Source organism: Flexivirga aerilata, from assembly GCF_013002715.1.
In the GTDB taxonomy this organism is placed as follows: Bacteria; Actinomycetota; Actinomycetes; order Actinomycetales; family Dermatophilaceae; genus Flexivirga; species Flexivirga aerilata.
The window spans coordinates 1001222-1026746 of record NZ_JABENB010000001.1 but is presented as its reverse complement, the minus strand read 5'-3'; the positions used below and the strand labels follow the sequence as shown (position 1 = coordinate 1026746).

The window sequence follows — 25525 nt, the reverse complement described above, 5'->3', positions numbered from 1 at the left end:
CCTTCGGTCGGTCCTGCGGCGGCCATCAGTGGGCTCCCTCGGTCGCGTCGGCGAATGATGCCAGGTAGTCGACGTATTCGGCCTTTTCGCGCTCCACCACCGGGTGCGGTTCGGCGTAGATGTCGTCGAACATCGTCGGCTTCTCGGGGTCGGGCATCTGCTGGCAGGCGGTGCGGATGCGGGCCGCGAGCTGGTCGGCCTCGGCGTCGACGGCGTCGAAGAACGCGTCGTCCGCGTGACCCTTGCTGGCGAGGAAGCCGCGCATCCGCTTGATCGGGTCCTTCTCCCGCCAGATGTCGACCTCGGCGGCGATGCGATATTTGGTCGGGTCGTCCGACGTGGTGTGCGCGCCCATCCGGTAGGTGAACGCCTCGATGAGCGTCGGACCCTGGCCGGAGCGCGCGGCGTCCATCGCGGCCTTGGTCACGGCATACACGGCGAGGACGTCGTTGCCGTCGACGCGCACGCCGGGGAAGCCGAAACCGCGGGCGCGCTGGTAGGGCGGGATGCGGAACTGTTTGTAGTTGGGCTCGCTGATCGCCCACTGGTTGTTCTGCACGAAGAAGACCATCGGCGCGTTGGCGACACCCGCGAAGACCATCGCCTCGTTGTAGTCGCCCTGCGCTGTGCCGCCGTCGCCGGTGAACGCCATCACCGCGGCGTCGCGGTCCTCGTCGCCGGTGCCGACGTCACCGTCGCGCTGGATGCCCATCGCGTAACCGGTCGCGTGCAGCATCTGGTTGCCGATCACGATCGTGTAGAGGTGGAAGTTGTTGGCGTTGCTGTCCCAGCCGCCGTGGTTGACGCCGCGGAACATGCCGAGGAGGTTCTCCGGCGGGACGCCCTTGCACCAGGCGACGCCGTGCTCGCGGTAACCGGGGAAGGCGTAGTCCTGCGGGCGCATCGCGCGGCCGGCGCCGACCTGCGCGGCCTCCTGGCCGAGCAGCGACGGCCAGAGACCGAGCTCGCCCTGCCGCTGCAGCGCGTGACCCTCGGCATCCATCCGGCGCACCAGCACCAGGTCGCGGTACATCGACCGGCCGTCCTCGGCAGTGAGGTCCTCGACGATCTGCGCGTAGGCGGCGTTGGCCTCGGTCGTCGCGAGCCGGTTGCCGTCGCCGTCCACGAACTGGACCATGTCTGGCCCGCCGTCGGTGATGTCGTGTTCCATGGGCGAACTGACCACCGTTTCGTGATGTTGCACGGAGTTCGGCTCCCCCACGGGCGCCGAATCCATCGCGTCGTCGTGCATGTCCACTCCTTCGTGGGCGGCCGCGTGCGGGTCAGCCGCGACTGCGTACGTGCCTGGTGCCGCGGGGTCTCCGGGCGGGCGCGAAGCCCGTCGGCATACCTCTGTCCGGGTATGACGGGGCTCACATCTGGTTACGTTCGAAGGCTACCCGGGCGCGTCGGCTGGGCCACATCGGGGAGCGTTACCCGCCGGTATGACGAGCGTTCCGATCGGGCAGGTGCCCCGCCCGGCCGAGCGGCGCGTCGGCCGGCGCGACCACCAGCCCGCCTGCACCTGCCGGCGGATCCACGCGCCGCTGGCCGGAGTCGGCCGACGACTGCGCGATGCGGGTCTCGATGGCGGCGCCGGCCAGAGAGAGGGTGACGATCGACCCCATGACCGTCAGCATGCTGCGCCTGGTGACCATCTGAGCGCTCCCTCGCTCCGGCTACGGCTGCCCTTACTGCTGCTGCCCGCTCCAGCGTCCTCCAGGCGGCGCGTCCTGGCTAGTAGCGACACGCGACCAGCGACGCGGGCGGGTCAGCCGCCGACGACGTCAGCGGCCGGCGGCATCAGCGGCCGGCGAACTCCTTGGCGACCTCGAGCAGGCGGTCGGTCGCCTCCACCTCGCCCACCGTGCACCGCACGCCGTCGCCGGCGAACGGCCGGACGACGATCCCGGCGGCCTCCGCGGCGGCGGCGAAGTCGAGCGTCTTGTCGCCGAGCGGCAGCCAGACGAAGTTGGCCTGGGTGTCGGGCACCGGGTAGCCGAGGTCGCGCAGCCCGATCAGCAGCCGGTCCCGCTCGGCGACGATGTCCTGGACCCGCTGGTCGAGCTCGTCGTAGGCGTCGAGGCTGGCGATCGCAGCCCGCTGGGCGATCTCGGACACCCCGAACGGCACGGCGGCCTTGCGCAGCGCCTCGGCCACCGGCTCGTGCGCGATGCAGTATCCGACCCGGAGGCCGGCGAGGCCATAGGCCTTCGAAAACGTCCGGAGCACAGCGACATTGGGGTGCCTGCGCCATACGTTGAGCGCATCCGGCACGTCGTCGGCGCGCACGAACTCCAGGTAGGCCTCGTCGAGCACGACCAGCACGTGCGGCGGCACCCGCTGCAGGAAGGCGTCGAGCTCGTCGGCGCGCACCGCCGGTCCGGTCGGGTTGTTGGGGCTGCAGACGATGACCAGCCGGGTGCGGTCGGTGATCGCGTCCGCCATCGCGGCGAGGTCGTGGCGCGACTCCTCGGTGAGCGGCACCTGCACCGACGTGGCGCCGGAGAGGCCGACGACGATCGGGTAGGCCTCGAAGGACCGCCACGCGTAGACGACCTCGTCGCCGGGCTCGCAGGTGATCTGCAGCAGCGAGCCGAGGATGCCGACGCTGCCGGTGCCGGTCGCGACCTGCTCCGGCTTCACCTCGAACCGCCGGGCGATCGCGTCGCGCAGCTCGGTGACGCCCATGTCGGGATAGCGGTTCATCGACAGGGTGGCTTCCTGCACCACCTTCACCACCGAAGGCAGTGGCGGGTAAGGGTTTTCGTTGCTGCTGATCTTGTAGGTGGTGCGCCCGGGCTGCTCGGCGGCGGGCTTGCCGGGGACGTATCCTGGGATGGCCCCGAGGCTCTCGCGCAGCCGGACTTCTGGTGGTGTGGCCTCCGTCATACGGCTCAGCTTAGGCGGTCCGCCCGCGCGCAAAACGCGGCCTGCGGGCGGTGCTGTGCCAAGCTGAGCGCATGCAGAACTTCCTCATCAAGACCGGCGTCAACGCGGTCGCCCTGTGGATCGCGGCGCTCGTCGTGCCGGGCATCACCCTGGCGCAGTCGGGTGAGACGACCGGCTCGAAGGTGCTCACCGTCATCATCGCGGCGCTGATCTTCGGGGTGATCAACGCGATCGTGAAGCCGATCGCGACGTTCTTCTCGTTCCCGCTGATCGTGCTCACCCTGGGCCTGTTCACCTTCGTGGTCAACGCCCTGATGCTGCAGATCCTGTCGTGGCTGTCCGACCCGCTGGGCCTGGCCTTCCACGTCGACACATTCTTCTGGGACGCCATCCTCGGCGCGCTCGTGGTGTCGTTCGTCAGCCTGCTGATCAACATGCTGCTGCCGGACCGGCTCGAGACGCGGTAGCACGTCCCGACGAGCGGCCGCCCGTCACCAGTCGGCGGGCCGGCCGTCCTCGAGGTATGCCGTGCCGGTCCCGGCATCGAGCGCGGCGATCGCCTCCCGCACCACCCGCACCGTGTAGTCGGCGGCGTGGTCCGCCAGCTGCTCCTCGTCACACCAATGTATGGCGCGAATCTCTCGTGGTTGCAACGTCGCCCGGGCGAGCGCGGCCGGATCGGCCTCGACGTCGAAGAGGAACAGCGTGGCGTCGTCCCAGCCCCGCCAGGACGGCAGCCAGCTGACCGCGGCCAGGGAGCGGATGCGCGCGCTGACCCCGAGCTCCTCGGACAACTCCCGCAGCACCGCGGCCGCCGGGGACTCGAAGGGATCGACGACGCCACCGGGCAGGTCCCACGGCTTCTTGTAGACCAGCTCGCAGGCCAGCACGCGGCCGTCGGCGTCGCGGATCAGCGCCTGCGCGATCGCCCGCTTGGTCGGCAGCGAGCTGTTGAGCCAGGCCGTGAACGCCTCCCGCGTCGACGGCAGTGCGTCAGTGGCCAGGCGGCTCAGCAGGACGGCGTCATACCAGCCGTCGGCGTCCTCGGCGTAGTCGCGGACCACGCCCTCCTTGCGCAGGCCGGCGCGGGCCGCCGACCGGATCGCGTGCCGGTGCCGCCGGTCCACGTAGGTCTCGACGCGGCGCAGCCCGAGGGTGTCGAAGGCGTGCTCGACCAGCAGTTGCAGCGCCCGATGGCCAAGGCCCCGGCCGCGGAAGTCGGACGCGATCTGCCAGCAGACGTGCGCGGTGCTGACCCGGTGGTCGCACACCTGCAGCTCGACGCTGCCCGCCTCCCGGCCGTCGATCTCCACGGTGAAACCGTGCACCGAGGGTGCTCCGGTGCGCGGCCGCAGGACGAAGCCGTCGCCGCTGAGGATCGACTGATCGGGTGCGACGTCCGGCATGCGCCCAGCCTAGTGAGGCACGCGGCGCGGGTCAGCGGGCGATGTCGACCGGCGTGCCGAGCGGCAGCTTGTGGAACGCATCGAGGGTCGCCTGCGGCACGCGCACGCAGCCGTGCGACACGGCTCCGACCCGGCCCGCGGCCGTCGGCCACCCGTGCACCGCAACCGTGCCGGGGCCCCCGCCATACGTGTCGAGGGTGTCGGAGTGGACGCCGAGCACGAACGTCGACGGGGTGTAGGAGCCGGGTGGGCTGTCGAATGTGGTGAGCAGGAATGTCTGCCCGACCGGCGTCGGCGTCGCGGGCAATCCCTTGCCCGCGGGCCAGCTGCCGACGCGGCGGCTGCCGTCATACACGGTGATGGTGTTGGCGGAGAGCGACACCTGCACGCGCCAATTCGTATGCCGCAGAGTCACTCCCGCGTCCTGCACCCACGCGACGGCACCGTTGGGTCTGGTCGGCAGCCGCACCTGCAGCCAGCCGGCCTGCCTGCCGATCACCGGCAACCAGGTGGGCAGTCCGAGCTGGGTGGCCGGGATGCGGGCCACCGCTGGGCCGCCGGGCGTGCGGTAGGCGGTGGTGGTCCGGCCGAATCCGGCGACGTTGCCGTTGCTGGACGTCGTGAGGTCGACCGCGGTGTCGACGCGGCCGTAGGTGTCGGCGACCGGCAGGCCGGCCGGGGCGGCTGCCGGCTTCGGCGGTGCGGTGACCGAGGGCGGCGTGGTGGCCGACGATGGCGTGGTCCAGCCGCGGGCGGTCGTCGCGCCCGGCAGTGCGGGCCGGCTCGAGCCGCGAGGAGCCGGAGTCGCCGGCTGTGTGGCGGCGGGCGTCGATGTTGTCGGGGTTGTCGGGGATGTCGGGGACGACGACGCTGCTGGCGGAGCCGGCGATGCGGCTGGTGACGAGGTTGCCGGTGCCGACCGGGCCGCGCGGTCAGCGGTCGTGCTGCCGCAGGCGGTGAGCAGCAGGGCACCGGTGAGCAGGCAGGTGGCGGGACGGCCAGATTTCATCGCTACTCCGCGGCGATCGTCGGTGGCAGGTCCGGGCTGAGGCGGGTGCGCCCCCGACCTCGGCCCGCAGGCGAGGTCGGGGGCGCATCCGGTGAGGACGCGAACGTCAGCCGGTGACCGGCAGCGTCGTCGTGGTGGCCGTCGGGGTCGGCGGCTCGGTCGGAGCCGTCGGACCCGTGGTCGGGCTCGTCGGACCGGTGGTCGGCGACGTCGGACCCGTGGTCGGGCTCGTCGGGCCAGTGGTCGGCGACGTCGGGCCGGTCGTCGGGCTCGTCGGGCCGGTGGTCGGCGAGGTCGGGCCCGTGGTCGGCGACGTCGGGCCGGTGGTCGGCGACGTCGGACCGGTCGTCGGGCTCGTCGGGCCAGTGGTCGGCGACGTCGGACCAGTGGTCGGGCTCGTCGGACCCGTGGTCGGCGAGGTCGGGCCGGTGCCGCCCTCGCAGTCGGCGCCGGTGAGCGCGACGAACGAGCCCGGGCCCAGCGAGTCGGACAGGTTGATGTAGGCGCCGGCGGTGTGGCCGCCGACCTTGACCGAGCCGAACGTGACCGAGCCGTTCGAGCCGGCGTAGTTGGCAAACTTGGCCAGGCTGACGGTCGCGCCGGGCTGGTAGGTGCCGGCCGCGCCGCCACCGATGACCGTGGTGACCGGCTTGCCGTCGGTGCAGGCCACCCGCACCGTCACCGGGGCCTTGCCACCCAGCGAGAAGGTGCCGGTGCCCGCGGCCGCAGTGCCCGAGAAGGAGCCGTAGGCGTCGCCGTACGAACCGTTCTTCCAGGCACCCCCGCTGGAGGTGAAGCTCGTCTGGTCCGACCAGTTGACGCCGTAGTAGGTGCTCGCCGCGGAACTGCTGGTGCTGGTTGCCACCAGAGCCCCCGCTGCCGCGACGCCTGCCACGAGCGACGCGCTGAAGAGCGCTGTGTTGCGCTTCATGTTGTGTTCCCTTCCCTCTGACTGATGCAGTGATGCTGACTTATGCAGTGATATCTATCGGTGTGCCCGTGGGCAGCTTTGCGAAGATGGCCAACCCGGCCGGCGGCACGCGCACACATCCGTGCGAGACCTTGCCGATCCGGCCTTCTTGCGTCGGCCATCCGTGGACGGCGACCGTGCCCGGCCCCCCGCCGTAGGTGTCGAGCGTGTCGGAGTGGGTCCCCAACGCGTAGATCACCGGTGAGAACGTCTGCTTCGGGTCGACGAAACTGCCGAGCAGGAACGTCTGCCCGACCGGAGTGGGCGTGGCCGCCATACCCTGTCCGATCGGCCAGCTGCCCTGCTCGGTGCCGTCCTTGCTGACGGTGATCGTGCCGGCGCCGAGTGCGACCTTGACCGACCAACTGGTCTGCGCCATGCCGAGCCCGGCGGCGGGCACCCACGCGGTGGCGCCGTTGGGCCGGGCCGGCAACCGCACCTGCACCCAGCCGGACCGTTGGTTTATCACCGGGAGCCAGGTGGCGCTGCCGAACTGCGACTTCGGGATCACCGTGATCGGGTCCGCGCCCGGCTTGGCAAAACCAGGCAGGTCACGAGCGATGTTGATCGTGCGTCCCTCGCTCGCGGTCCGCAGGTCGATCGGTGCGTTCGCGACCTTGCCCTCGGTGGTCGCGCGCGGAAGCTTCGCGAGCACGTCGGCAGGCACCTTCGGCACCGGTATGGCGGGAGCCGCGGACGGGCTGCCGCTCGCCGGCGACGCGGCGGTCGTGCCGCGGTCGCCGAAGATCTTCACCCCGGCGAAGACGAGCAACGCGACAACCAGGAACCCCACGACGACGCCGAGCACCGACGTCATCAGACGTCGTGCCGCACCGTTGTCGCCGGAGCCGTGCTTGCCCTGCTGCGTCATCAGTTCCCTTTGTCAGCCATGCCCGTTCCGAACATGTCGGCCCGTGCTGGACGTGTCGGACGTGTCGCTCTGTGTCGGACGCGTCCCACTACTCATCCGTTGCGAGCTTCGGCGGGCGGTGCGGCGGGCCCGCGAAAGACAGACCCGCCGCACCACCCGATGGGTCGGCGCTCCCGGCGTGCGGTCAGCCGCCGAGCCCGGTCAGGAACGCCTGACCCTTGGGCTCACCGAGACCGGTGACGTTGTCCCAGCCCGCACCGAAGCGCAGGGAGTCCGGGGTGTCGCCGACGCCCGCGATGCGCTGGGCGCCGTCGTCCCAGGTGCCGTACCAGCCGCCGTAGGTGCCGGTCGGTCCGGTGACGTCGAGCAGAGCGGCGGAGCCGAGCCGGTAGAGCATCGGTGCGGCGTTGCCGAAGTTGCGCTTGGTGATCGACTTGGAGGCGCCGACCATCGCCGCGACCAGCGGCGCGGCCTGGCTGGTGCCGCCACCGTTGGCGATCTCCGCCTCCGACGGGCCGTAGGCGATGGCCAGACCGGTCAGGGGGTCGGCGAGCGCCGCGACGTCGGGGACCGCACGCATGGTCGTGCTGCCCTTGACCCGGCCCTTCTGCCAGCCCGGCTGCGCGAACGCCGAGCTCACGCCGCCGCCGGCGCCGATCGAGTTCTGGCCGCCATACGTCTGGGTCATGCCGGCCGTGGTGCCCGGGTTGGGCTGACGCCACCACTTGCTCTCCCAGCCGACGGTGAACAGCCGGCCGCCGGTCTGCGTGACGCCGACCGCGGTGCCGCCGACGGCGGTGACGAACGGCGACGATGCCGGGAACGCCACGCCCTTGACCTTGACCCCGGGGTCGGTCGAGTAGTCACCGCTGTCCATGCTGCACACCACGACCGAGATGCCGGTGAGCGTGGCCTGCTGCGCGACCCGGTTGAAACCGGAGAGCGACGCCGAGTCGACGAGCTTCTCCGGGGCACCGAACGACAGCGACATCGTGGTCACCTTGTGCTCGTTGACCGCCTTCGCCAGGCTCGCGGTCGTGTCGGAGAAGGCACAGCTCGCGGCGCCGTAATAGCGGATGTTCGCCTTCGGCGCGATCGCGTGCGTCGACTGCACGTCGAGGTTCTGCTCGCCGCTGCCGTCCTCGCACCGGTTCATGTTGTTGTTCGGCCGCTCCACCACCTTGGAGTAGGTGGTCAGCGGCGGCGAGTTGGTCGCCTTGGCCAGCACGTTGGCGTTGGTCACCGCGTTGGGGTCGTCGCCCCACAGCAGGATGCCGAGGGTCGGGGTCGCGTTGGCCGCGCCCTGCATGCCGTAGAGGCTGACCGCCGCCTGCGGGGGCAGCGGGCACTGCACGTTGGACATGTTCGGGTACTTCTTGCCGGTGACCGCGAGGTTCTGACCCCAGAAGTCCGAGCAGTACTGGTTCTGCGCCGGTGCGGCGCCGGTGCGCGGCACGGCGCCGGTCTTCGGCGCCTTCTTCGTGGCGATCTTCTGCTGCGGCGGCGGGGCGAACGTGGCCAGGGTGTTCAGACCGGAGATGCCGGTGACGCCGATGCCGGCCGGCACCGTCGGGTCGGTGTCGGGGGTGATCCCGCGGCGGCCGTCGACGGCGGTCTTGCGCAACTTGAGCTTGAACGCCTTGTTGGCGGTTGCGACCGAGCCGGTGACCGACACGGTGCCCGCGTTGGCGTTGGTGCCGGTGACCGTGAAGCCCTTCTTGGCGGCCCAGTCGGCCACCTTCTTGAGGTCCTTCGGCGACGAGGCGAACATCCGGGCGTACTGCGCCGGCGAGATGACCGCGCCGTTGGCCAGCATGGTCTGCCGGATGTTCTCGTTGCGCAGCGGCACCTGCAGTGCGAGCGCGAGGCTGGCGGTCGCCGGAGCGGCGCCCTGGTCGGCGAACGCACCGTTGGCAGCGATGGCCGAGCGGCCGGAGTTGGCGAGCTTGACGTCACCGTTCCCGCCACCGCCGTTGGCCGCGGTCGCGGAGCCGACCCCGACGAGGCCGAAAGCCGTCGTCACTGCGACGGTCGCGACAGCGATCTGTCGACGCTTCATGTTGAGTGCCTTCCTCTGTGGTGATGTGTGCGTGCGTAGTCGTACGTAATGCGGACTCGTAATGCGGACTCGTAGTGCGGACTTACTGATGAGCAGGCTCCGGCAGTGGTGTGCGGTGAGGAACAGCCGAGCAGCTGGACGACGGGAAGGCACGCCGAAAGTCGGCACATCGCAACGCGATTGCCGACCCGACCATGAACTCTCCCCTCGGTTGAACACCGGTGCGCGAGCGTCCCTCCCCCTCGGACTGCACGACCGCGCATCGGCACCGCCGTCTTTCTTACCGCACAGCTTCTGGATAGGGAAGTGCAAACCGAAATATTCACCAGGCGTCCAACAGTGCCGTCCGGATCTGCCCCATCGACACTCCCCTGAATTCCCCTCATCGACCGGCCGGGTTTCGGGCCCGCGCGGGTCGAGCAGGTGACACCATGCCCCTCATGAGCGACCCGTTGGACCACGTCATGGCGATGTGGCGGTCCGATGACGCGTCGGCAGCCCTCGGCATCGAACTGCTCGACATCGGCGTCGACGACGGCCTCGGCTATGCACGCACCCGGATGACGGTGACCGCGCGGCAGGTCAACGGCCACAACATCGCGCACGGCGGATTCATCTTCGCCCTCGCGGACTCGACCTTCGCGGTGGCCTGCAACGCCTCGGGCCGTCCGACCGTGGCGTCCGGCGCGGAGATCGACTTCATCACCCCGGGCAACCTGGGCGACGTGCTGGTCGCCGACGCCCGCGAACGCACCACCTACGGCCGCTCGGGCATCACCGACGTGACGGTGCGCCGCGAGAGCGATGCAGAGATCGTCGCCGAGTTCCGCGGCCGGTCCAGGTCGCTGCGCTCATGACGACACCGCAGCTGTATGACGCCGCCGAGCGGTGGTCACTGGATGAGTTGCGGGCCCACCAGCTCGCCAGGTTGCAGGAGACGGTCGCGCACGCCTACGCGCACGTGCCGCACTACCGCAACGCGCTCGACGTCTCAGGCGTCCGGCCCGAGGACATCCGGTCACTGGACGACGTGCGGCTGCTGCCGTTCACCGGCAAGGCGGAGTTGCGCGACAACTACCCCTTCGGGATGTTCGCGGTGCCGCGCCCGCAAGTGGTGCGCGTGCACGCCTCGAGCGGCACCACGGGCTCGCCGACCGTCGTCGGTTACACCCGCGACGACATCGACACCTGGGCGGGGCTGGTCGCCCGGTCGCTCTTCGCGGCCGGCGTGCGACCGGGCGACATCGTGCAGGTCGCTTACGGGTACGGGCTGTTCACCGGTGGTCTCGGCGCCCACTACGGCGCCGAGCGGCTCGGCTGCACGGTCGTGCCGATGTCGGGTGGCCAGACCGCCAGGCAGGTGCAGCTGCTGCGCGACTTCGGCGCGCGGGCGATCATGGTGACCCCGTCATACTTCCTGTCGATCCTGGACGAGATGACCGCGCAGGGCATCGACCCCGCCGCACTCCCTTTGTCGACAGGCGTTTTCGGCGCCGAGCCGTGGACCGACGCGATGCGGGCCGAGATCGAGCAGCGGGCCGGGATCGACGCGGTCGACATCTACGGTCTGTCCGAGGTGATGGGTCCGGGCGTCGCCCAGGAGTGCGTCGAGACCAAGGACGGGCCGACGATCTGGGAGGACCACTTCCTGCCCGAAATCATCGACCCGGTCAGCGGCGAGCCCGTGCCCGATGGCGAGGAGGGCGAGCTGGTCTTCACCTCGCTCACCAAGCAGGCGATGCCGGTGCTGCGCTATCGCACCCGCGACCTGACGCGGCTGCTGCCCGGGACCGCCCGGCCGAGCTTCCGCCGGATGGCGAAGATCACCGGCCGCAGCGACGACCTGATGATCGTGCGCGGGGTCAACGTGTTCCCGACCCAGATCGAGGAGCTGGCCCTCGCCCACGAGGGACTCTCGCCATACTTTCAATGCGTGCTGACGCGACCGGGACGGATGGACGAGCTGACGGTGAATGTCGAAGCGGCCGAAGGGTTTTCGGCGAGCGAATGGCCAGCCGTCGAGACCGCACTGGCGGCGCAGATCAAGGACCGCATCGGCACCACCGCCACCGTGACGGTGCTGCCGCCCGGCGGCATCGAGCGGTCGGTCGGCAAGGCACGGCGCATCGTCGATCAGCGACCGCGGTGACCCCACAACTCGACCGGCCGTCCCGGCGTGCTGCGGGCGAGCGACTGAGCGATCGCCGCTGGCCGGTGACTGCCGTGCTCCTGCTCTCGATCCCGCTGATCGTGTGGACGATCTGGTGGATCCGGCTCGGCTGGCTGCCGCAGGGCGACGAAGGCGTGATCGCGTTGAAGACCCATGACGTCTTCAGCTCGCATCCGCCACTGCTCGGCATGCGATCGACCAGCGCCATCAGTGTGCCGGGCGTGTGGGCCCACCACCCCGGACCGATGGAGTTCTACCTCCTGGCGATCCCGTATGCCGTCAGCGGCTGGCACCCGTTCGGCCTGCTGCTCGGCTGCCTGATCCTCGCGGTGCTCGTCGTCGCGCTCACGATCTGGCAGTCCTGGATCGTCGGCGGCGCGCGCGGGGTCTGGCTGGCGGCGGGCGCGATCCTCGGCGCGGAACTCCTCCTCGGGCGGTCGGTGGTGCTGCCGTGGAACCCGTGGCCGCCGGTCCTCGCGTCGGCGGCTCTGATGGCGTTGTCCTGGCGGGTGCTGCGCGGGAGGCTCTCAGCGCTGCCGTGGTTTGCGGCGGTCGCGAGCTATGTGTTGCAGTCGAATCTCGCGCTGCTGCCGATCGTTTCGCCTTTGCTCCTGCTCCTCACGGGTGTCGGGCTGGTGCGGTGGCGCACCGAACGCGGCACCGTGTGGCCGATGCCCGGCTGGGGCGGGCCGGCCCGGCATACACCGTGGTGGCGGCGCCCGGGCGTGATCGCCACCGCGGTCACGTTGCTCTGCTGGGCGCCGCCGATCGCGGAGATCGCACTGATCAGCCCCAACAACCCGTCGCAGGTGTGGCAGCTGGTGACTCATTCGCTGTCGTCACCGCTCGCGCTGGGTGGCGTCGCCGCACTGCTCGTGGTCATCGGCTGGGCATCGTGGACGCTGGGCCGGGCCGCAAAGATCACCAACCGCACCGCCCTGCTCGGCTTCGGCTACGGCGCGCTCCCGCGACGCACACCGAGGATCGTGGTCGCGACCGTTCTCGGCGTCGCAGCGCTCGGCATGGCTCTGCTGCTCGGCCCCGGACGGGCGGACCTGTTCAGAAAGTCCGACCACGACATCCAGACATCGCGCAACGCACGCGTGGTGGTGTGGAAATCGTTGACAGACCTACGAACTCACCACATGTCAGGCGGCCCGGTCGTCATCCGGACAGAGGGTCTGCTCAGCTATGCCAGCTACCAGACGGCGGTGGCCGCGGCCCTGGCCACGCACGGTTACCAGCCCTACTTCGACTCCGGCTGGCCGAAGCCGGAAGACGATTCCTTCCGGCGCGTCGACCGTGCGCCCCGCAGCGCGCCGGTGCTGAAGATCACCGACGCGTCGCCGGCGACGGTGACCGTCGAGCAGCGGGGATGACACCGCCCTGCGCCTCTTCGCCGGCCGAAGCGCTAGAGCGCCGGCCGCAACCGGGTGAGCTGATCGAGGAAGTGGTCCACCGCCACCGAGTCGTAGCCGGAGCGGCCGAGGCGCGCCATGTAGAACTTGGCCGATTGCACGTCGGGCAATTCCTCGCCCTTGGCCATCGCGACCAGCACCCGGTCGAGGAAGTCGTCGACCTCACCCACCTCGTAGGCGCTGCGGCGGGCTGACGGAAACTGCATCTCGCGCACCCAAACCTGTTGCTGCCTGGTCCAATTCAGCCGTCGTTCATCGGAGGCGGATTCCGCCGAGGACGACCGGTCAGCCAGCGCCGCGGTCGCCGCACTGTGCGCCGCCTCGTCGAACTGGCGCTGCCACTCACCCACGTGGGAGAAGAGCGCCTCGACCGGCTCGGGTGCGTAACCCGGGCGCAGATAGGAGCGCCGCAGGGCCGAGGTCGCGATCGGCGGCACCGGGCGGCCGGCGCGCATGAGGCCGGCGATCCGGTCGAGCTGCAACTGCACGTCGGCGACGACATACCCACCCCGCGACTGCATCGGCAGAGCCGGGCGCTCGATGCGGGCGACGTGATCGGGGGTCCACGGAGTCCTGGTCACCGGCACATCGTCGCACCCGTACCCTGAGCCCCATGCGTGTCCTCGTCTCCGGCGGTGCCGGCTACATCGGCTCCCACACCGTGCTCGCCCTGCTCGACCACGGCCACGACGCGGTGATCGTCGACGACTTCGCCAACAGCAAGCCGACCGTGCTCGGACGGTTGGAGGCGTTGTCCGGCAAGCAGATCCCGCTGCACTCCTTCGACCTGACCGACGCCGACAAGACCGAGCGGCTCTTCGCGCAGGAGGAGTTTGACGCGGTCATCCACTTCGCCGGCCACAAGGCCGTCGGCGAGAGCGTCGCCAAACCGCTCGAGTACTACCGCAACAACCTCGACAGCACCTTCTCCCTGGCCCGTGCGATGACGAGGCACGGCGTGGACCGGCTGGTCTTCTCCTCGTCGGCGACGGTCTACGGCGACCACGCGCCGGTGCCCTATCACGAGGATTACCAGCCGCTTTCGGCTTCCTCGCCATACGGCAGGACGAAGGTGATGATCGAGCAGGTGCTCACCGACATCGCGGCGATCAGCGAGGGCTGGAAGGTCGCGCTGCTGCGCTACTTCAACCCGGTGGGCGCACATCCGTCGGGCCGGATCGGCGAGGACCCGCAGGGCGTGCCCAACAACCTGATGCCCTTCATCGCGCAGGTCGCGGTGGGCCGTCGCGACAAGCTGACCGTCTTCGGCGACGACTACCCGACCGCCGACGGGACCGCCGAACGCGACTACATCCACGTGATGGACCTGGCCGAAGGGCACGTCGTCGCGCTCGAGCACCTCGAGTCGATGCAGAAGCCGGTGCGGCCGTTCAACCTCGGCACGGGCACCGGCACCTCGGTGCTGGAGATGCTGCACGCCTTCGAGCGCGCCGTCGGGCGGGAGTTGCCCTACGAGGTCGCGGGACGTCGCGCCGGTGACCTGCCGGCCTACTGGGCGGACGCGACGCGGGCGCAGCAGGAGCTCGGCTGGCACGCGACCCGCACCATCGACGACATGTGCGCGGACACCTGGCGGTGGCAGTCGGACAACCCGCAAGGTTTCCCGGACGCCTGAGCGCGGGCTCCTGAGCGCGGGCGGCTGAGCCGGGCGGAGGCGCGGGCGGAGGCGCGGGCGGCGCCCGCCGTCAGCTGGTGAGCCGCTCGGGCACCTGCCAGGCGGTGGCCGGCACACCCTTGGGATGGGTCTCCCCGCGGTGCCGCTCGACATACTCCTCGCACTGCTGATGGGTGCCGGGACCGAACGCCACCCGCCAGTCGGCGGGGATCGACGACCCGACGGGCCAGATCGTGAGCCGCTCGACGCGGCCGACGAGCACGAAGAACAAACCCGAATCCGACGGGCCGGACATGACTTCCTCCAGGTAGCAGGTGGTCCCCGAGTCACCTGTGACCAGTGTGACCCCATTGGTCCGACCTTCGCAGCCGATTTCCTGAGGTCGCGGAACCGTTCACCGCACCGGGCGCGTCCATCACGGCGAACTCGACGAAGGAGTCCCCGATGAACCGCCGCCCCGCCCGCCTCACCTCGCTCGGTGCCGCGTCCGCGCTGCTGGCCACCTCAGGTGTCGTGTATGCCGCGACTGCCGCAGACGCCGCGGCCCCGGCTGCCGGCGGACTGTCACCGAACGGCGCCAACCTGACGACATACACCTCGCAGCAGCTCACGTGGGACGCCGCGCTCTGCCCGAAGGAAGTGCGCACGCTCGGCAAGGCCGCCGCACGCACACAGTGCGCGAAAGTCGTTGCACCCAAGGACTATTCGGACCCCGGCAAGGGCGACATCTCGTTGATGGTCACGCGCACGACCGGGCAGACCCCGGCGGCTGCACCACGTTACGTCTTCACCAACCCGGGCGGACCGGGCGGTCCCGCCGCCCGCTTCTCGGTGCTGGTCGCGGCACTCTCGCCGCTCGGCCGCAACGAGACGGTGATCGGCGTCGATCCACGCGGCACCGGCGAGAGCACCCCGGTCAGCTGCGCGCCGGCCCGGTCCCGCGTCACCGACGACCGGCAGCTGAGCGATGCCGACGTGCGCACGTTGCAGACCGCCACCCGGAAGATGGTCGACGACTGCGTTGCCGCGCACGGCGACTACCTGCCGTACATCACGACCGACAACACCGCTCGCGACCAGGAGCTGGTGCGCCGGTTGCTCGGCACGAAAACCGTCGACTACTACGGTGTCTCCGCCGGCACCTGGCTCGGTGCCCGCTACGCGACCCTCTTCCCCGAGCAGGTGGGCCGGTTCGTACTCGACAGCAACACCGACTTCACCGGCACCTTCCAGGAGAGCTTCGCCTATCAGCCGATGGGCTTCCAGCGGCGGTTCGGCGCGCAGTTCGTGCCGTGGGCGGCCCGCCACGATGCGACCTACCGGCTGGGCTCGACCCCGCAGGAGGTGCAGGCGACCTTCGACCGGGTGCGAGCCGCGGCCGGCAAGGGGAAGCTCGGCTACTTCACCCCCAACGTGATCGACAACGTGATGGCGCAGCAGATGTACTCGGACAGGAGTTTCGTCACGGCCGCGAAGTTCCTCGGCTTCCTCGACGAGGCCGCGGACGGCGACCGCACCGCGCTCTACCGGGCGTTCATGCTCCTGCAGGGCGGGTCGGACAGCTACCCCGACAACCGGGAGAGCACGACCTTCATGGCGACCACCTGCAACGACACCGACTGGAACAAGGACCCCAATTCGTATGTCGCAGCGGCACGTTCGGCCGGGCCGAAGTTCCCGCTGACCGGCTACCGGCAGGTCGTGAACCCGTGCGCATACTGGCCCTACAAGGCGACCAACACCACGGTCGACCTGTCGAAGGCGCCCGCGATCATGATGGTGAACGCGACGGTGGACCCGGCCACGCCATACGAAGGCGCGGTGAAGGCGCACAAGGCGTCGCCCAATACGGTGCTGCTGACCGTCACCGATCAGGGCGCGCACGGCGCGGTCCTCGGCAGCAAGAACACCTGCGTGACCGACGCGGCATACGGCTTCCTGACGAAAGGCACTGCGCTCCAAGGCGATGCGGTGTGCCCCGGGGTGCCGCTGCCGGACGACGACAAGGTCTACCCGGTCGGTCCGAAGGTGACCGGACCGCGGCCGGATGCCGCGCAGCCGACGCCGAAGCCCGAGGAGAAGAAGTTGCCGGACCTCGCCGACACGCTGATCAAGCTGCTGGAGAAGTTCGTCGGCGACATCCTCGGCGGCCCGCACCACTGACGGCCGGGTGCGGTCTCACATCTGCTCGGGCGCCTCGATGCCGAGCAGGTCGAGACCGCGCACGAGCACTCGAAGAGTCAGCGCGCACAACGCGATCCGGCTGTCGCGCACCTCGGCGGGCTCGGCCTTCAGCACCGGGCAGTGCTCGTAGAAGGTCGTGAACGCCGACGCCAGCTCATAGAGGTATGCCGCCAGTCGGTGCGGCTCGAGAGTCACCCCGATCTGGGCCACGACTGCGCCAAACTCCAACAACCGCAAGGCAAGTGCGCGCTCGGCCGGCTCGGTGAGCACGATCGGGCCCTTGGGGTCGGCCGCGTCGACCCGGCCGAGGATCGAGCGCAGCCGAGCCGTCGCATACTGCAGATAGGGACCGGTGTTGCCCTGCAGCGCGAGCATGCGGTCCAGGTCGAAGGTGTAGCCCGAGTCGTGCGAGACCGACAGATCGGCATACTTGATCGCGCCGATGCCGACCTGGTGGGCGATGGTCGCCCTCGTCTGCTCGTCGAGGTCGGGACGTGACTCGGCGACCACCTCGGCCGCACGCTCCAGCGCTGAGTCCACCAGGAACTGCAGTGAGATCAGGTCACCCGAGCGGGTGCGCAGGATCTTGCCGTCCGGGCCGACGACGTTGCCGATCTGCACGTGGATCGGCTCGGTGCCCTTGATCCAGCCGGCCTTGTCGGCGGCCGACCAGACCATCCGGAAGTGGAGGTTCTGCGGGGCGCCCACGACATACAACGCCCGGTCGGCGTGCAGGTGGAGGGACCTGTGCCGGATGGTCGCCAAATCGGTTGTGGCGTAACCGTATCCGCCGTCGGACTTGCGGATGATGAGCGGCACCGGCTTGTCGTCCCGGCCGATGAACTCGTCCTGGAAGATGCACAGCGCGCCGTCGCTGACGACCGCGATGCCCTTGGCCTCCATCGAGTCGCAGACCTCGGCGAGCTCGTCGTTGTAGGACGATTCGCCGCGGATGTCGTCGTCAGTGAGGGTGACGCCGAGCTGGGTGTAGACCCGGTTGAGATAGACCTTCGACAGGTCCATGATCTCGTTCCAGAGCCGGAGGCTGTCGGCGTCACCGCTCTGCAGAGTGGCGACCCGCTTGCGAGCGCGGGTCGCGAAATCGCCTGCGGATCCTGGCGGTTCGGCCTTGTCGGATGCGTCGAACTTGGCACGGGCGGCCCGGTAGAACGCGTTGGGGTCGGTCTCCAGCAGCTTGGCCTCGTCGCTGCCCTCGCCGACCTCGAGCAGGTGCTCGATGAGCATGCCGAAGGCGGTGCCCCAGTCGCCGAGATGGTTTTGCCGGATCACGTTGTGCCCCAAGGCTTCCAGCGTGCGCACCAGCGAGTCGCCGACGACCGCACTGCGCAGGTGCGCGACGTGCATCTCCTTGGCGGCGTTGACGGAGGAGTAGTCGACGACGACCGTCTCCTGCGCCGGCGTGGGTATGCCGAGCCGGTCGTCGGCCAGCTCGGTGGTCGCGGCCTGCGCGATCCAGTCGGTGCGCAGCCAGATGTTGAGGAAGCCTGGGCCGGCGATCTCGACTGTGTCGATCAGGTCGTCGTCGGTGGGCAGCGCGTCCACGATGGCCTGCGCCACCTCGCGCGGGGGCTTGCCCACCTGCTTGGCGAGGGCCATCGCCGCGTTGGCCTGGAAGTCGGCGTCCGACTGGCGCGGGTTCGCCGGACGGATCACCGGGTCGGCCTCTCGCCACTGCGCACCGAAGGCGGCGGCAATCGCCTCCTGGACGCGCGCGGTCAGGGCAAGGGTCGGATCGATCATGCCCTCAAGATTAAGGCGTGGCCGGGCGGGGTCGTGACGTCGTCCGTCCGGAGCTGCGCCCGCGGGGCATTCCGATGTCGTGAGACAAAGTGATGCCCAGATATTTGTGTCGAACATCTGTACAGGACTGGTGATTGGCGGTATTCTGCTAGCACGACGAAAACTACTGCGGCGGAGGGAGATTCGGGCCATGTCTCTCGATTCTGCTGTGCCGCTGCCGGAGCGTCCGGACGTGGCTGCCGAGGCCGTGCGGGTGCCGGTTGAGCCGGGGCGCGCGCCGGTGGTGCTGGAGCAGTTGCAGGCAGTTGCGGCGTTGCTGGATGAGGTGCCGGAGGTGGTGCACCAGCTCGGCGACGGACAGGTGGAGGCGTTGACGCAGGTGCTGTTGCGGTTGCATGGACGGTCGGCGCAGGTTGCTGCGGTGGTGACTGCTGATGCGGTGGACCGTGGGACGGTTGCGGGCTCGACGGCGGCGAACACCACCCAGTGGGTAGGTCGTCACGCCGAAGCATCCGGGGTGCCCATCGAACCGGTCGAGGCGAAGACGATCGCGGTGGTCGCGGAGGCGTGCCGGGAGCGCAAGAACGCGGTCATCGCCGCCGCGGTCGCACGAGGTTCGTGCACGGTGTCGACGGCCGGGGCGGCGTTGGTGAATGCGGACAAGGTGGCGCCGGTGATCCCGGCCGCCGACCGGGGTGAGGTGCTGGCGTGGTTCCTGCAGTTGGATCCGGCACTCGGGGTCAAGGGTGTGCAGGCATTGACCCGGAAGATCCTGGCGACCTATGCCACCGAAGCGCTGTCCGCGCAGGACGCGAAACTCGAACAGGTCGAAACCCTGACGTGGGGTACGACAGCGACCGGGATGACCCGGCTCGTAGCGGAGCTGGCACCGGCGAATGCTGCGGTGTTGAAGGCCGCGATCACGGCCGGGTCCGCACCACGGCCCGCCACCGCCGACACCGACGGTTCCGGTCGCGCCGGATCACACGACGCGGGCCGCACGACTGGAGCCGACGAACCGCGCGGCAAAGACGCTGGCGGCAGCGTGACCGTGCGGGACGAACGCACCCCGGGCAAACGCCGCGCGGACGCGCTGATGGAGCTGATCACTGCGGGCGCGAAAGTTGCCGCCGGTGACGTGGCGCCCGTCGGGTCGGCGGCGACGATCCTGCTGACCATGGACCTGTCGGCGCTGACCGACGGCATCGGCGGGGCAACCACCCCCACCGCTGACGTCCTCGACGCCGGTGCCGCCCGAAGGGCAGCCTGCGACGCGGACCTGATCCCCGTCGTCCTCGGCGGTCCGAGTCAACCGTTGGACGTCGGCCGGCGAGAACGCCTGGTCACCAAAGGTTTACGAGCGGCTGTCGTCATACGCGATGGCGGGTGCACCTTCCCCGGCTGTGATCGACCACCCGGTTTCTGCGAAGTCCACCACGTCACACCCTGGTGGTCCGGCGGAGAAACCAGCCTCACCAACTCCGCCATGCTCTGCTGCCGACATCACCAGGAAGTCCACCGCCGCGGCTTCATGGCACAGGTTCACCCCGACGGCGTCACCTGGGACCTCACCCCAGGACGCATGCCCAGCCACACCCACGCCGCCGCATGACGGACGAGGACACCACCTGCGACAGCAGCCTGCGGGCGGGTGTTAGATATCGCGGGAACGCGACCGTGCGTAGCGCCAGATCGCGTGGTCGAGATGCGTTGGATCAAGACTCATCCTGTCTGCGGCAGCGATCACCAGCTCCCGGACACCGCTCGGCGAGAGACGTTCGTCGTGAAGTTGGTGTCGCACGTAGCGGACGACCCCAGGTGTCTGCCTTCACGCCCGGTCGCCCGAGCGTGCCGACAATTCTGGTGGTTGGGCCGTCTCCTCACCTCCCCTTCGCGCGAATGCGACGTGCGATGCTGCCAGACCGGGTTCCACCCGGCGCCACAGCTTCGACTGCCAATATGTCGTGCGTGACTGTGATCGAGATCCCGATGACCGATGGCACCGCAGAGGCATACCTGACCGGCGTTGCCGACCATCCACAGCCGGGTGTGTTGCTCTTCATGGACGCGATCGGGCTGCGACCGCGCATCGAGGAGATGGCCGACCGGATCGCGGCCTGGGGCTACACGGTCCTAGCGCCGAATGCGTTCTACCGCAACGGAAAGGCCGCCGACCTCTCGCCCGACGGGCCGCTGGACACCGACGCCAAGCGCGAGGAGTTCTTCGGCGGCGCGATGCAACGGGTGCACGGCCTGACCGCCGAACTCGCCGAACGCGACATCCCGCAGTATGTCGACGCGCTACTCGCGCAGCCAAACGTCACCGCTCCGATCGGCGTCGTCGGCTACTGCATGGGCGCGCGCCTCGCCATACGGGCAACCTATCTGCGCACCGAACAGGTAGCAGCCGCAGCGGGATTCCACGGCGGCGGTCTCGCGACCGAGGAGCCGGACAGCCCGCACGCCCGCCTCGCCGAGGCCACGGCCGAGTTCGTCTTCGGGCACGCCGACGGTGACCGCTCCATGGACGCCACGGCCATCGAGCGCCTGGACGCGGCGCTGCGCGACGCCGGCCTCGAGGCCAGCAACGAGGTGTATGCCGGGGCCGCCCACGGCTACACCATGTCCGACACCGCGGTCTACGACGAAGCCGCCACCGAGCGGTCGTTCGCCGAACTGCGGGCGCTCTTCGACCGCACCCTCAAGCGCTGATCTCGTCACCGAGGGTGGCGCCGGCGTCACCCTCGGTCACGAGACGACGACCGGCAGAGGCGGTCAGGCGAGCTCGGCGCAGACGTCGATCGCCGTGCCGTTCCTGCCGAGGGTCAGTGTGCGCGTGCCGTCGGCGCCGAACAACACACTCGTGCCCTTGCCGGACACCACGTAGATGCCGGTCATCGGCACGCTGCCCGCCGGCAACGTGGCACTGAAGGGACCGTGCTCCGACGTCAACGACAACGGGGTGCCGTCGGGGGCGAAGGCGTAGACGGCGGTGCCGCCGAGGTCGTGCACGACGCTCTCGCCGGTCGTGGTGTTGGTGAAGCGGACGACGAGATCGCCGCGGTAGACCTGCTCCTTCGGCGAACCGTCCGGATAGCTGGCCGTCGTGCGGTATTCCTCACGGTCCCGGAGCACCGTCTCCTGCACGTCGAACGCACAGGTCGATCGCGCCGCGGTGACCAGCACGTCCGAGGCGCGGTAGGGCGTCCACGGACTCCCTTGCGCCGCCGCGCCGCCGGCCGTCACCACGCTCGCCGCCGCCGCGCACGCCACACCGGCCGCCGTGGCCAGCACTCGAATCCCCATGGCTTCCCCTCACCACTTTTTGGATCTACTGGCTATTCATTGGTCAGCCAAGCGCACCGGACCGCCGAGATCAAGGGAAGCGGCCGATCGGCGTCAGGTGCGCTGCAGCACGCGCAACGAGCCGTGCACGCTGCGCTCGGAGAAACCGTCGGCCAGGGCGGCCTGCACCACGTGCCACGGCGCCTGGCCACCGTCGGCCGGGTCCGGGAAGACGTCGTGCACCAGCAGCAGGCCGCCGGGGACCACGTGCGGCGCGAAGGCCCGGTAGTCGTGCTGGGCCGTCTCCTCGGTGTGGTTGCCGTCGAGGAACAGCAGCTCGACCGGCGAAGTCCACCACTTGGCAACGACTTCCGTGCCGCCGATGACCGCCGAGCACACGTCGGCCAAGGAGTCGAGCACCGGACGGAAGTGCGGCAGGGTGTCGAGACGGCCGGTCCGCGGGTCGACGAGCGACGTGTCGTGCCACTCCCACCCGGGCTGGTTCTCCTCCGAGCCGTGATGGTGGTCGACCGTCACCAGTGAGGCACCGACTGCTCGTGCCGCGTCGCCCAGCAGCAGGGTGGACTTGCCGCAGTAGGTGCCGATCTCCAGCCACGTGCCGGCCCGCGCGGTCAGCGCGGCCGAGTGCAAGGCTTCGCCTTCGCCGACGGGCATGAAACCCGTTGTCGCCGCTACGACCTCGGCGAGCGCACCGGAGATCGGCATCAGCTGGCGGCTCCGTCGTCGACCGCGGTGTCGGACAGCTCGCCGCCGGACCAGCAGGCGTCTCGCCACAGCGAAGCGCCACCGGTGGTCTGCGTGATCGCGTCGACGCCGAGCAAGACGGCGGCCGCCGACCAGGTGGTCTGCTCCCTCGGCCAGAGCACCATGTCCGGGAGGTTGCGCCCGGTCCAGTAGCCGCCGGTCTCCTCATCACGCAGACTCTGCAGGTCGGCGAGCACCCTTGTCGCACGGTCGGTTTCGCCGATCGCGTCGAGAGCCGCCACGAACTCCGCCGACTCGGCGGAGGTGACCCACGGCTGATCGTTCACGCACCGGACTCCGTGCCCATCGCGCACGAAGTCGTCCCAACCGCTCTCGATGCGGTCCGCCGCCGGCTGCCCGCGGAGCGCGCCGGCGAGGATCGGGTAGTACCAGTCCATTGAGAACCTCGACCGGTCGGCGAACGACTCGGGCCGCTCGCGCAGCGCCTCGGCGAGCCGGTTGCCGGCCCACCGCCAGCGCGGCCGGTCGTGACCGAGCGTCGACGCGATGAAGCACGCGCACTCGATCGACTGCAGAGCGCTGGAACTGCCTGTCAGCAAAGCGAAGTCGCCGATGTTGCCCTCCGGATCGACCGCCCAGCCGAGCTCGCCGCCCGGCAGCTGGGCGCGGATCACGAAGTTGATCGCGGACTCCACGGCAGGCCACATGCGGGCCAGGGCGTCGGTGCGACCGGTGACGAGATAGAAGTGCCACACCCCGACCGCGAGATAGGCGCACTGGTTGGTGTCGGCCGCCGCGTCCTCCACCTCGTCGCCACGCAGCACCATCGGCCACGAGCCGTCCTTGCGCTGCGTGCGGGCCGACCACTCCAGCGCCCGCCACGCGGCCGACCAGTGGCCCGACACGGTCAGGCCCATCGCGGACTCGACGTGGTCCCAGGGGTCGAGATGACTGCCGTCATACCAGGGGATGGCGCCGTTGGAGCGCTGGTGCCGCAAGATGAAATCCGCTGTGGCGCCGGCTTGTTCGGCGCTCAGCACGCCGGCGAGCGCAAGGCGGGTGGCCATTATGCGGCGACCGCCGGCTTGCGCAGATAGACCACGAAACTCTTGCCGGCCACGGGGTTGAGCGCGTTCTCGGCGAAGCGGGTCACGAGCGGCGCGCGCATCATGTCCCAGACCAGCAGCTTGTGGTAGGCCTTCACCGCCGGGTTGTCGTTGTTCTCAGTGCCCACAGCGCATTTCAGCCACCAGTAGGGCGAGTGGAGGGCGTGCGCGTGATGCTGCTTGTAGGGCGCCAGGCCGGCGCGCTGCAGCTTGCCGACGAGCTCACTGGCCCGGTAGATGCGGATGTGGCCGCCCTCGACCTCGTGGTAGCTGTCGGAGAACTTCCAGCAGACCTGCTCCGGCCAGTTGCGCGGCACCGACACCGCGACCAGACCGCCGGGCTTGACGACGCGGAAGATCTCGGCCATCACGGCCTCGTCCTCGTGGATGTGCTCCAGGATCTCCGAGGCGACGACTCGGTCGAAACTGTTGTCCGCGAAGGGCATCTGGCGTGCGTCGCCGTGCATGACCGTGCCCGAGGCGCCGTCGGGCACCTCGCCCTCCACCTCCATCGCGCCGAACATCGTCTTCACATCGGCCAGATCCGACTCGTTCATGTCGAAGGCGGTCACGACGGCGCCACGGCGCAGCGCCTCGAAGGAGTGCCGGCCCTGACCGGCTCCGACGTCGAGCACCGTCATGCCCGGTGCGACCGGGAAGGCGGAATCGAAATCCATGGTGATCATCGGGGTCCTCGCAAAGTATCGGAGCGACGAAGGAGCGGAGAACTTTGTGGGGTGGTCATCCGGGGTCCTCGCAAAGTATCGGAGCGACGAAGGAGCGGAGAACTGTGTGGGATGGTCATTGCGTGTGCTCCTTCGAGTCTGCGATCACGTCGGCGTAGACGTCGGCCGTCGCGCGCGCCACCGCCGCCCAACTGTATGTCGATGCCGCGCGCTCCCGGCCTGCCGCTCCCATGCGGTCGGCCTCGCGCGGGTCGGCCAGCACCTGCGCCAGCGCGCGGCCCAGTGCTGGTGCGTCGCCGGCCGGCACGAGTCGGCCGACGCCGCCGGCGAGCAGGTCCGGCAGGGCACCGACCTCGGAGGCGACGACCGGGGTGGCGCAGGCCATGGCCTCGATCGCGGGGATCGAAAACCCTTCGTAGAGCGACGGAATCGCGTGCACCTGGGCCGAACCGATAAGCGCGGCGAGCTCCTCGTCGGTGAGCCCGGACCGGAAGGTGACCCGGTCGAGCAGGCCGGCCTGTGCGAGCCGTTTGCTGGTCGCCTCGCTCGCCGAGCCGACCACGATCAGCTCACCCCACGCCTCGGGCGGCAGCCCGGCGAGGGCGTCGATCAGCACGGGGAGGCCCTTCAGCGGCACGTCGGCGCTGGCGATCGTGACGATCCGGCCGGGCACCCGCGGCGTCTCCGGCGGACGGAAGCGGGCGGTGTCGACACCGACCGGGACGACCCGCATCCGCTCGCGCGGCACCCCGAAGTCGGCGGCGATGTCCTGCGCGGACACCTGGGAGACGGTCAGGATGTGCTTGCTGCGCTGCGCGACGCGCCGTTGCATCTGCACGAAGCCGTACCAGCGGCGCTTAGTGATCCGGCCCCACCCACGGGCCGCCTCAAGTTCGAGGCGGCGGTCGCGGCTGATCGGGTGGTGGATGGTGGTCAGCAGCGGCAGGCCACGTCGCTCGAGCTCGAGGATGCCGGGCGCGAGGGTCTGGTTGTCGTGCAGCACGTCGAAGTCACCGATGCGGTCGCGCAGCAACCGCGACAGGCGCATGCCGAAGGTGCGCGGCTCGGGAAATCCGGCCGTGCACATCGCGGCGAACTCGTAAACGTCGACGGCAGAACGAAATTCGCGCAGACCCGGTCGCCGGAAAGGATCGTCCTCCCGGTAGAGGTCGAGGCTCGGGACGGGTGTCAGCCGCACCCCGGGATCGAGCTCCGGGTAGGGCTGTCCGCTGAACACCTCGACCTGATGACCGAGCGCGACCAGCTCCCGGGACAGGTTGCGCACGTATATGCCCTGCCCGCCCGAGTGCGGCTTACTGCGGTATGACGCAAGAGCGACCCTCATC

The 25525-nt window shown here is 69.8% G+C and carries 24 protein-coding genes; 8 read left to right on the top strand and 16 right to left on the bottom strand.

Translation table 11 applies throughout. The features are described from left to right. Positions 1-25 precede the first annotated feature (25 nt). The 3 genes from pdhA to hisC form a co-directional block, all read right to left on the bottom strand. Positions 26-1252: a pyruvate dehydrogenase (acetyl-transferring) E1 component subunit alpha gene (gene pdhA / locus HJ588_RS04845; protein ID WP_171152579.1), complete on the bottom strand. Its 1227-nt coding sequence runs from the start codon at positions 1250-1252 to the stop codon at positions 26-28. 181 nt (positions 1253-1433) lie between these two features. After that, positions 1434-1658: a hypothetical protein gene (locus tag HJ588_RS04840; RefSeq protein ID WP_171152576.1), complete on the bottom strand. Its 225-nt coding sequence runs from the start codon at positions 1656-1658 to the stop codon at positions 1434-1436. 145 nt (positions 1659-1803) lie between these two features. Next, positions 1804-2892, bottom strand: coding sequence for a histidinol-phosphate transaminase (hisC, locus tag HJ588_RS04835; protein WP_171152574.1), 1089 nt, complete (start codon positions 2890-2892; stop codon positions 1804-1806). A gap of 71 nt (positions 2893-2963) precedes the next feature. On the opposite strand from hisC, the gene HJ588_RS04830 reads away from it, so the two are divergent. After that, the gene (locus tag HJ588_RS04830) at positions 2964-3359 is read left to right on the top strand and encodes a phage holin family protein (RefSeq protein ID WP_171152571.1); all 396 of its coding nucleotides are present in this window, start codon (positions 2964-2966) and stop codon (positions 3357-3359) included. A 24-nt stretch (positions 3360-3383) separates the two neighbouring features. On the opposite strand, the gene HJ588_RS04825 is transcribed toward HJ588_RS04830, so the two are convergent. From HJ588_RS04825 to HJ588_RS04805, 5 genes are all read right to left on the bottom strand, one after another. Next, positions 3384-4298 (bottom strand): NUDIX hydrolase, encoded by a 915-nt coding sequence (locus HJ588_RS04825; protein WP_171152569.1) that lies wholly within the window; start codon positions 4296-4298, stop codon positions 3384-3386. 31 nt (positions 4299-4329) lie between these two features. Then, complete coding sequence (locus HJ588_RS04820) at positions 4330-5307, bottom strand: L,D-transpeptidase (RefSeq protein WP_171152566.1); 978 nt, start codon at positions 5305-5307, stop codon at positions 4330-4332. Between the two features lie 106 nt (positions 5308-5413). After that, the gene (locus HJ588_RS18950) at positions 5414-6238 is read right to left on the bottom strand and encodes a hypothetical protein (RefSeq protein ID WP_212755291.1); all 825 of its coding nucleotides are present in this window, start codon (positions 6236-6238) and stop codon (positions 5414-5416) included. 40 nt (positions 6239-6278) lie between these two features. Beyond that, a complete protein-coding gene (locus HJ588_RS04810; protein ID WP_171152564.1) occupies positions 6279-7148 on the bottom strand; it encodes a L,D-transpeptidase in 870 nt (289 codons plus the stop codon). Between the two features lie 184 nt (positions 7149-7332). After that, complete coding sequence (locus HJ588_RS04805; protein ID WP_171152563.1) at positions 7333-9207, bottom strand: S53 family peptidase; 1875 nt, start codon at positions 9205-9207, stop codon at positions 7333-7335. 440 nt (positions 9208-9647) lie between these two features. Between HJ588_RS04805 and paaI the strand changes: the two genes are divergently transcribed. Genes paaI through HJ588_RS04790 form a run of 3 tightly spaced genes read left to right on the top strand, consistent with a single transcriptional unit; the run spans position 9648 to position 12756 of the window. Beyond that, entirely contained in the window at positions 9648-10064 is a 417-nt protein-coding gene (gene paaI / locus HJ588_RS04800) for a hydroxyphenylacetyl-CoA thioesterase PaaI (RefSeq protein ID WP_246241756.1), read from the top strand. Beyond that, positions 10061-11356, top strand: coding sequence for a phenylacetate--CoA ligase PaaK (gene paaK / locus HJ588_RS04795; protein ID WP_171152561.1), 1296 nt, complete (start codon positions 10061-10063; stop codon positions 11354-11356). The genes paaI and paaK overlap by 4 nt, the downstream gene beginning before the upstream one ends. After that, a complete protein-coding gene (locus tag HJ588_RS04790) occupies positions 11353-12756 on the top strand; it encodes a hypothetical protein (RefSeq protein ID WP_171152559.1) in 1404 nt (467 codons plus the stop codon). Before paaK ends, HJ588_RS04790 begins: the two co-directional genes overlap by 4 nt. Before the next feature lie 32 nt (positions 12757-12788). Here HJ588_RS04790 and HJ588_RS04785 read toward each other — a convergent pair whose 3' ends face one another. Next, positions 12789-13376, bottom strand: a complete 588-nt coding sequence (locus HJ588_RS04785) for a hypothetical protein (RefSeq protein ID WP_171152557.1) — start codon at positions 13374-13376, stop codon at positions 12789-12791. Positions 13377-13408: 32 nt separating this feature from the next. Between HJ588_RS04785 and galE the strand changes: the two genes are divergently transcribed. Then, entirely contained in the window at positions 13409-14431 is a 1023-nt protein-coding gene (gene galE, locus HJ588_RS04780) for a UDP-glucose 4-epimerase GalE (protein ID WP_171152555.1), read from the top strand. 70 nt (positions 14432-14501) lie between these two features. On the opposite strand, the gene HJ588_RS04775 is transcribed toward galE, so the two are convergent. Beyond that, the gene (locus HJ588_RS04775; protein ID WP_171152552.1) at positions 14502-14726 is read right to left on the bottom strand and encodes an MbtH family NRPS accessory protein; all 225 of its coding nucleotides are present in this window, start codon (positions 14724-14726) and stop codon (positions 14502-14504) included. 149 nt (positions 14727-14875) lie between these two features. On the opposite strand from HJ588_RS04775, the gene HJ588_RS04770 reads away from it, so the two are divergent. Next, positions 14876-16594: an alpha/beta hydrolase gene (locus tag HJ588_RS04770; protein ID WP_171152546.1), complete on the top strand. Its 1719-nt coding sequence runs from the start codon at positions 14876-14878 to the stop codon at positions 16592-16594. A gap of 15 nt (positions 16595-16609) precedes the next feature. On the opposite strand, the gene argS is transcribed toward HJ588_RS04770, so the two are convergent. After that, positions 16610-18376: an arginine--tRNA ligase gene (gene argS / locus HJ588_RS04765; protein ID WP_171152544.1), complete on the bottom strand. Its 1767-nt coding sequence runs from the start codon at positions 18374-18376 to the stop codon at positions 16610-16612. A 190-nt stretch (positions 18377-18566) separates the two neighbouring features. Here argS and HJ588_RS04760 point away from each other — a divergent pair, with 190 nt between their 5' ends. Both HJ588_RS04760 and HJ588_RS04755 read left to right on the top strand, forming a co-directional pair. Beyond that, positions 18567-19988 carry an HNH endonuclease signature motif containing protein gene (locus HJ588_RS04760; protein ID WP_171152541.1) on the top strand — a complete coding sequence of 474 codons (1422 nt, stop codon included), beginning with the start codon at positions 18567-18569 and terminating at the stop codon, positions 19986-19988. Between the two features lie 356 nt (positions 19989-20344). Then, positions 20345-21088 (top strand): dienelactone hydrolase family protein, encoded by a 744-nt coding sequence (locus tag HJ588_RS04755; RefSeq protein WP_343036595.1) that lies wholly within the window; start codon positions 20345-20347, stop codon positions 21086-21088. Between the two features lie 63 nt (positions 21089-21151). Here HJ588_RS04755 and HJ588_RS04750 read toward each other — a convergent pair whose 3' ends face one another. From HJ588_RS04750 to HJ588_RS04730, 5 genes are all read right to left on the bottom strand, one after another. Further along, the gene (locus HJ588_RS04750; RefSeq protein ID WP_171152536.1) at positions 21152-21682 is read right to left on the bottom strand and encodes a hypothetical protein; all 531 of its coding nucleotides are present in this window, start codon (positions 21680-21682) and stop codon (positions 21152-21154) included. 93 nt (positions 21683-21775) lie between these two features. Continuing rightward, positions 21776-22387: a class I SAM-dependent methyltransferase gene (locus HJ588_RS04745; protein ID WP_212755289.1), complete on the bottom strand. Its 612-nt coding sequence runs from the start codon at positions 22385-22387 to the stop codon at positions 21776-21778. Further along, positions 22387-23454, bottom strand: a complete 1068-nt coding sequence (locus tag HJ588_RS04740; protein WP_171152534.1) for a prenyltransferase — start codon at positions 23452-23454, stop codon at positions 22387-22389. The genes HJ588_RS04745 and HJ588_RS04740 overlap by 1 nt, the downstream gene beginning before the upstream one ends. Then, entirely contained in the window at positions 23454-24170 is a 717-nt protein-coding gene (locus HJ588_RS04735) for a class I SAM-dependent methyltransferase (protein ID WP_246241755.1), read from the bottom strand. Before HJ588_RS04735 ends, HJ588_RS04740 begins: the two co-directional genes overlap by 1 nt. A gap of 124 nt (positions 24171-24294) precedes the next feature. Next, positions 24295-25524, bottom strand: a complete 1230-nt coding sequence (locus tag HJ588_RS04730; protein WP_171152529.1) for a glycosyltransferase family 4 protein — start codon at positions 25522-25524, stop codon at positions 24295-24297. Between the last annotated feature and the right edge of the window lies 1 nt (position 25525).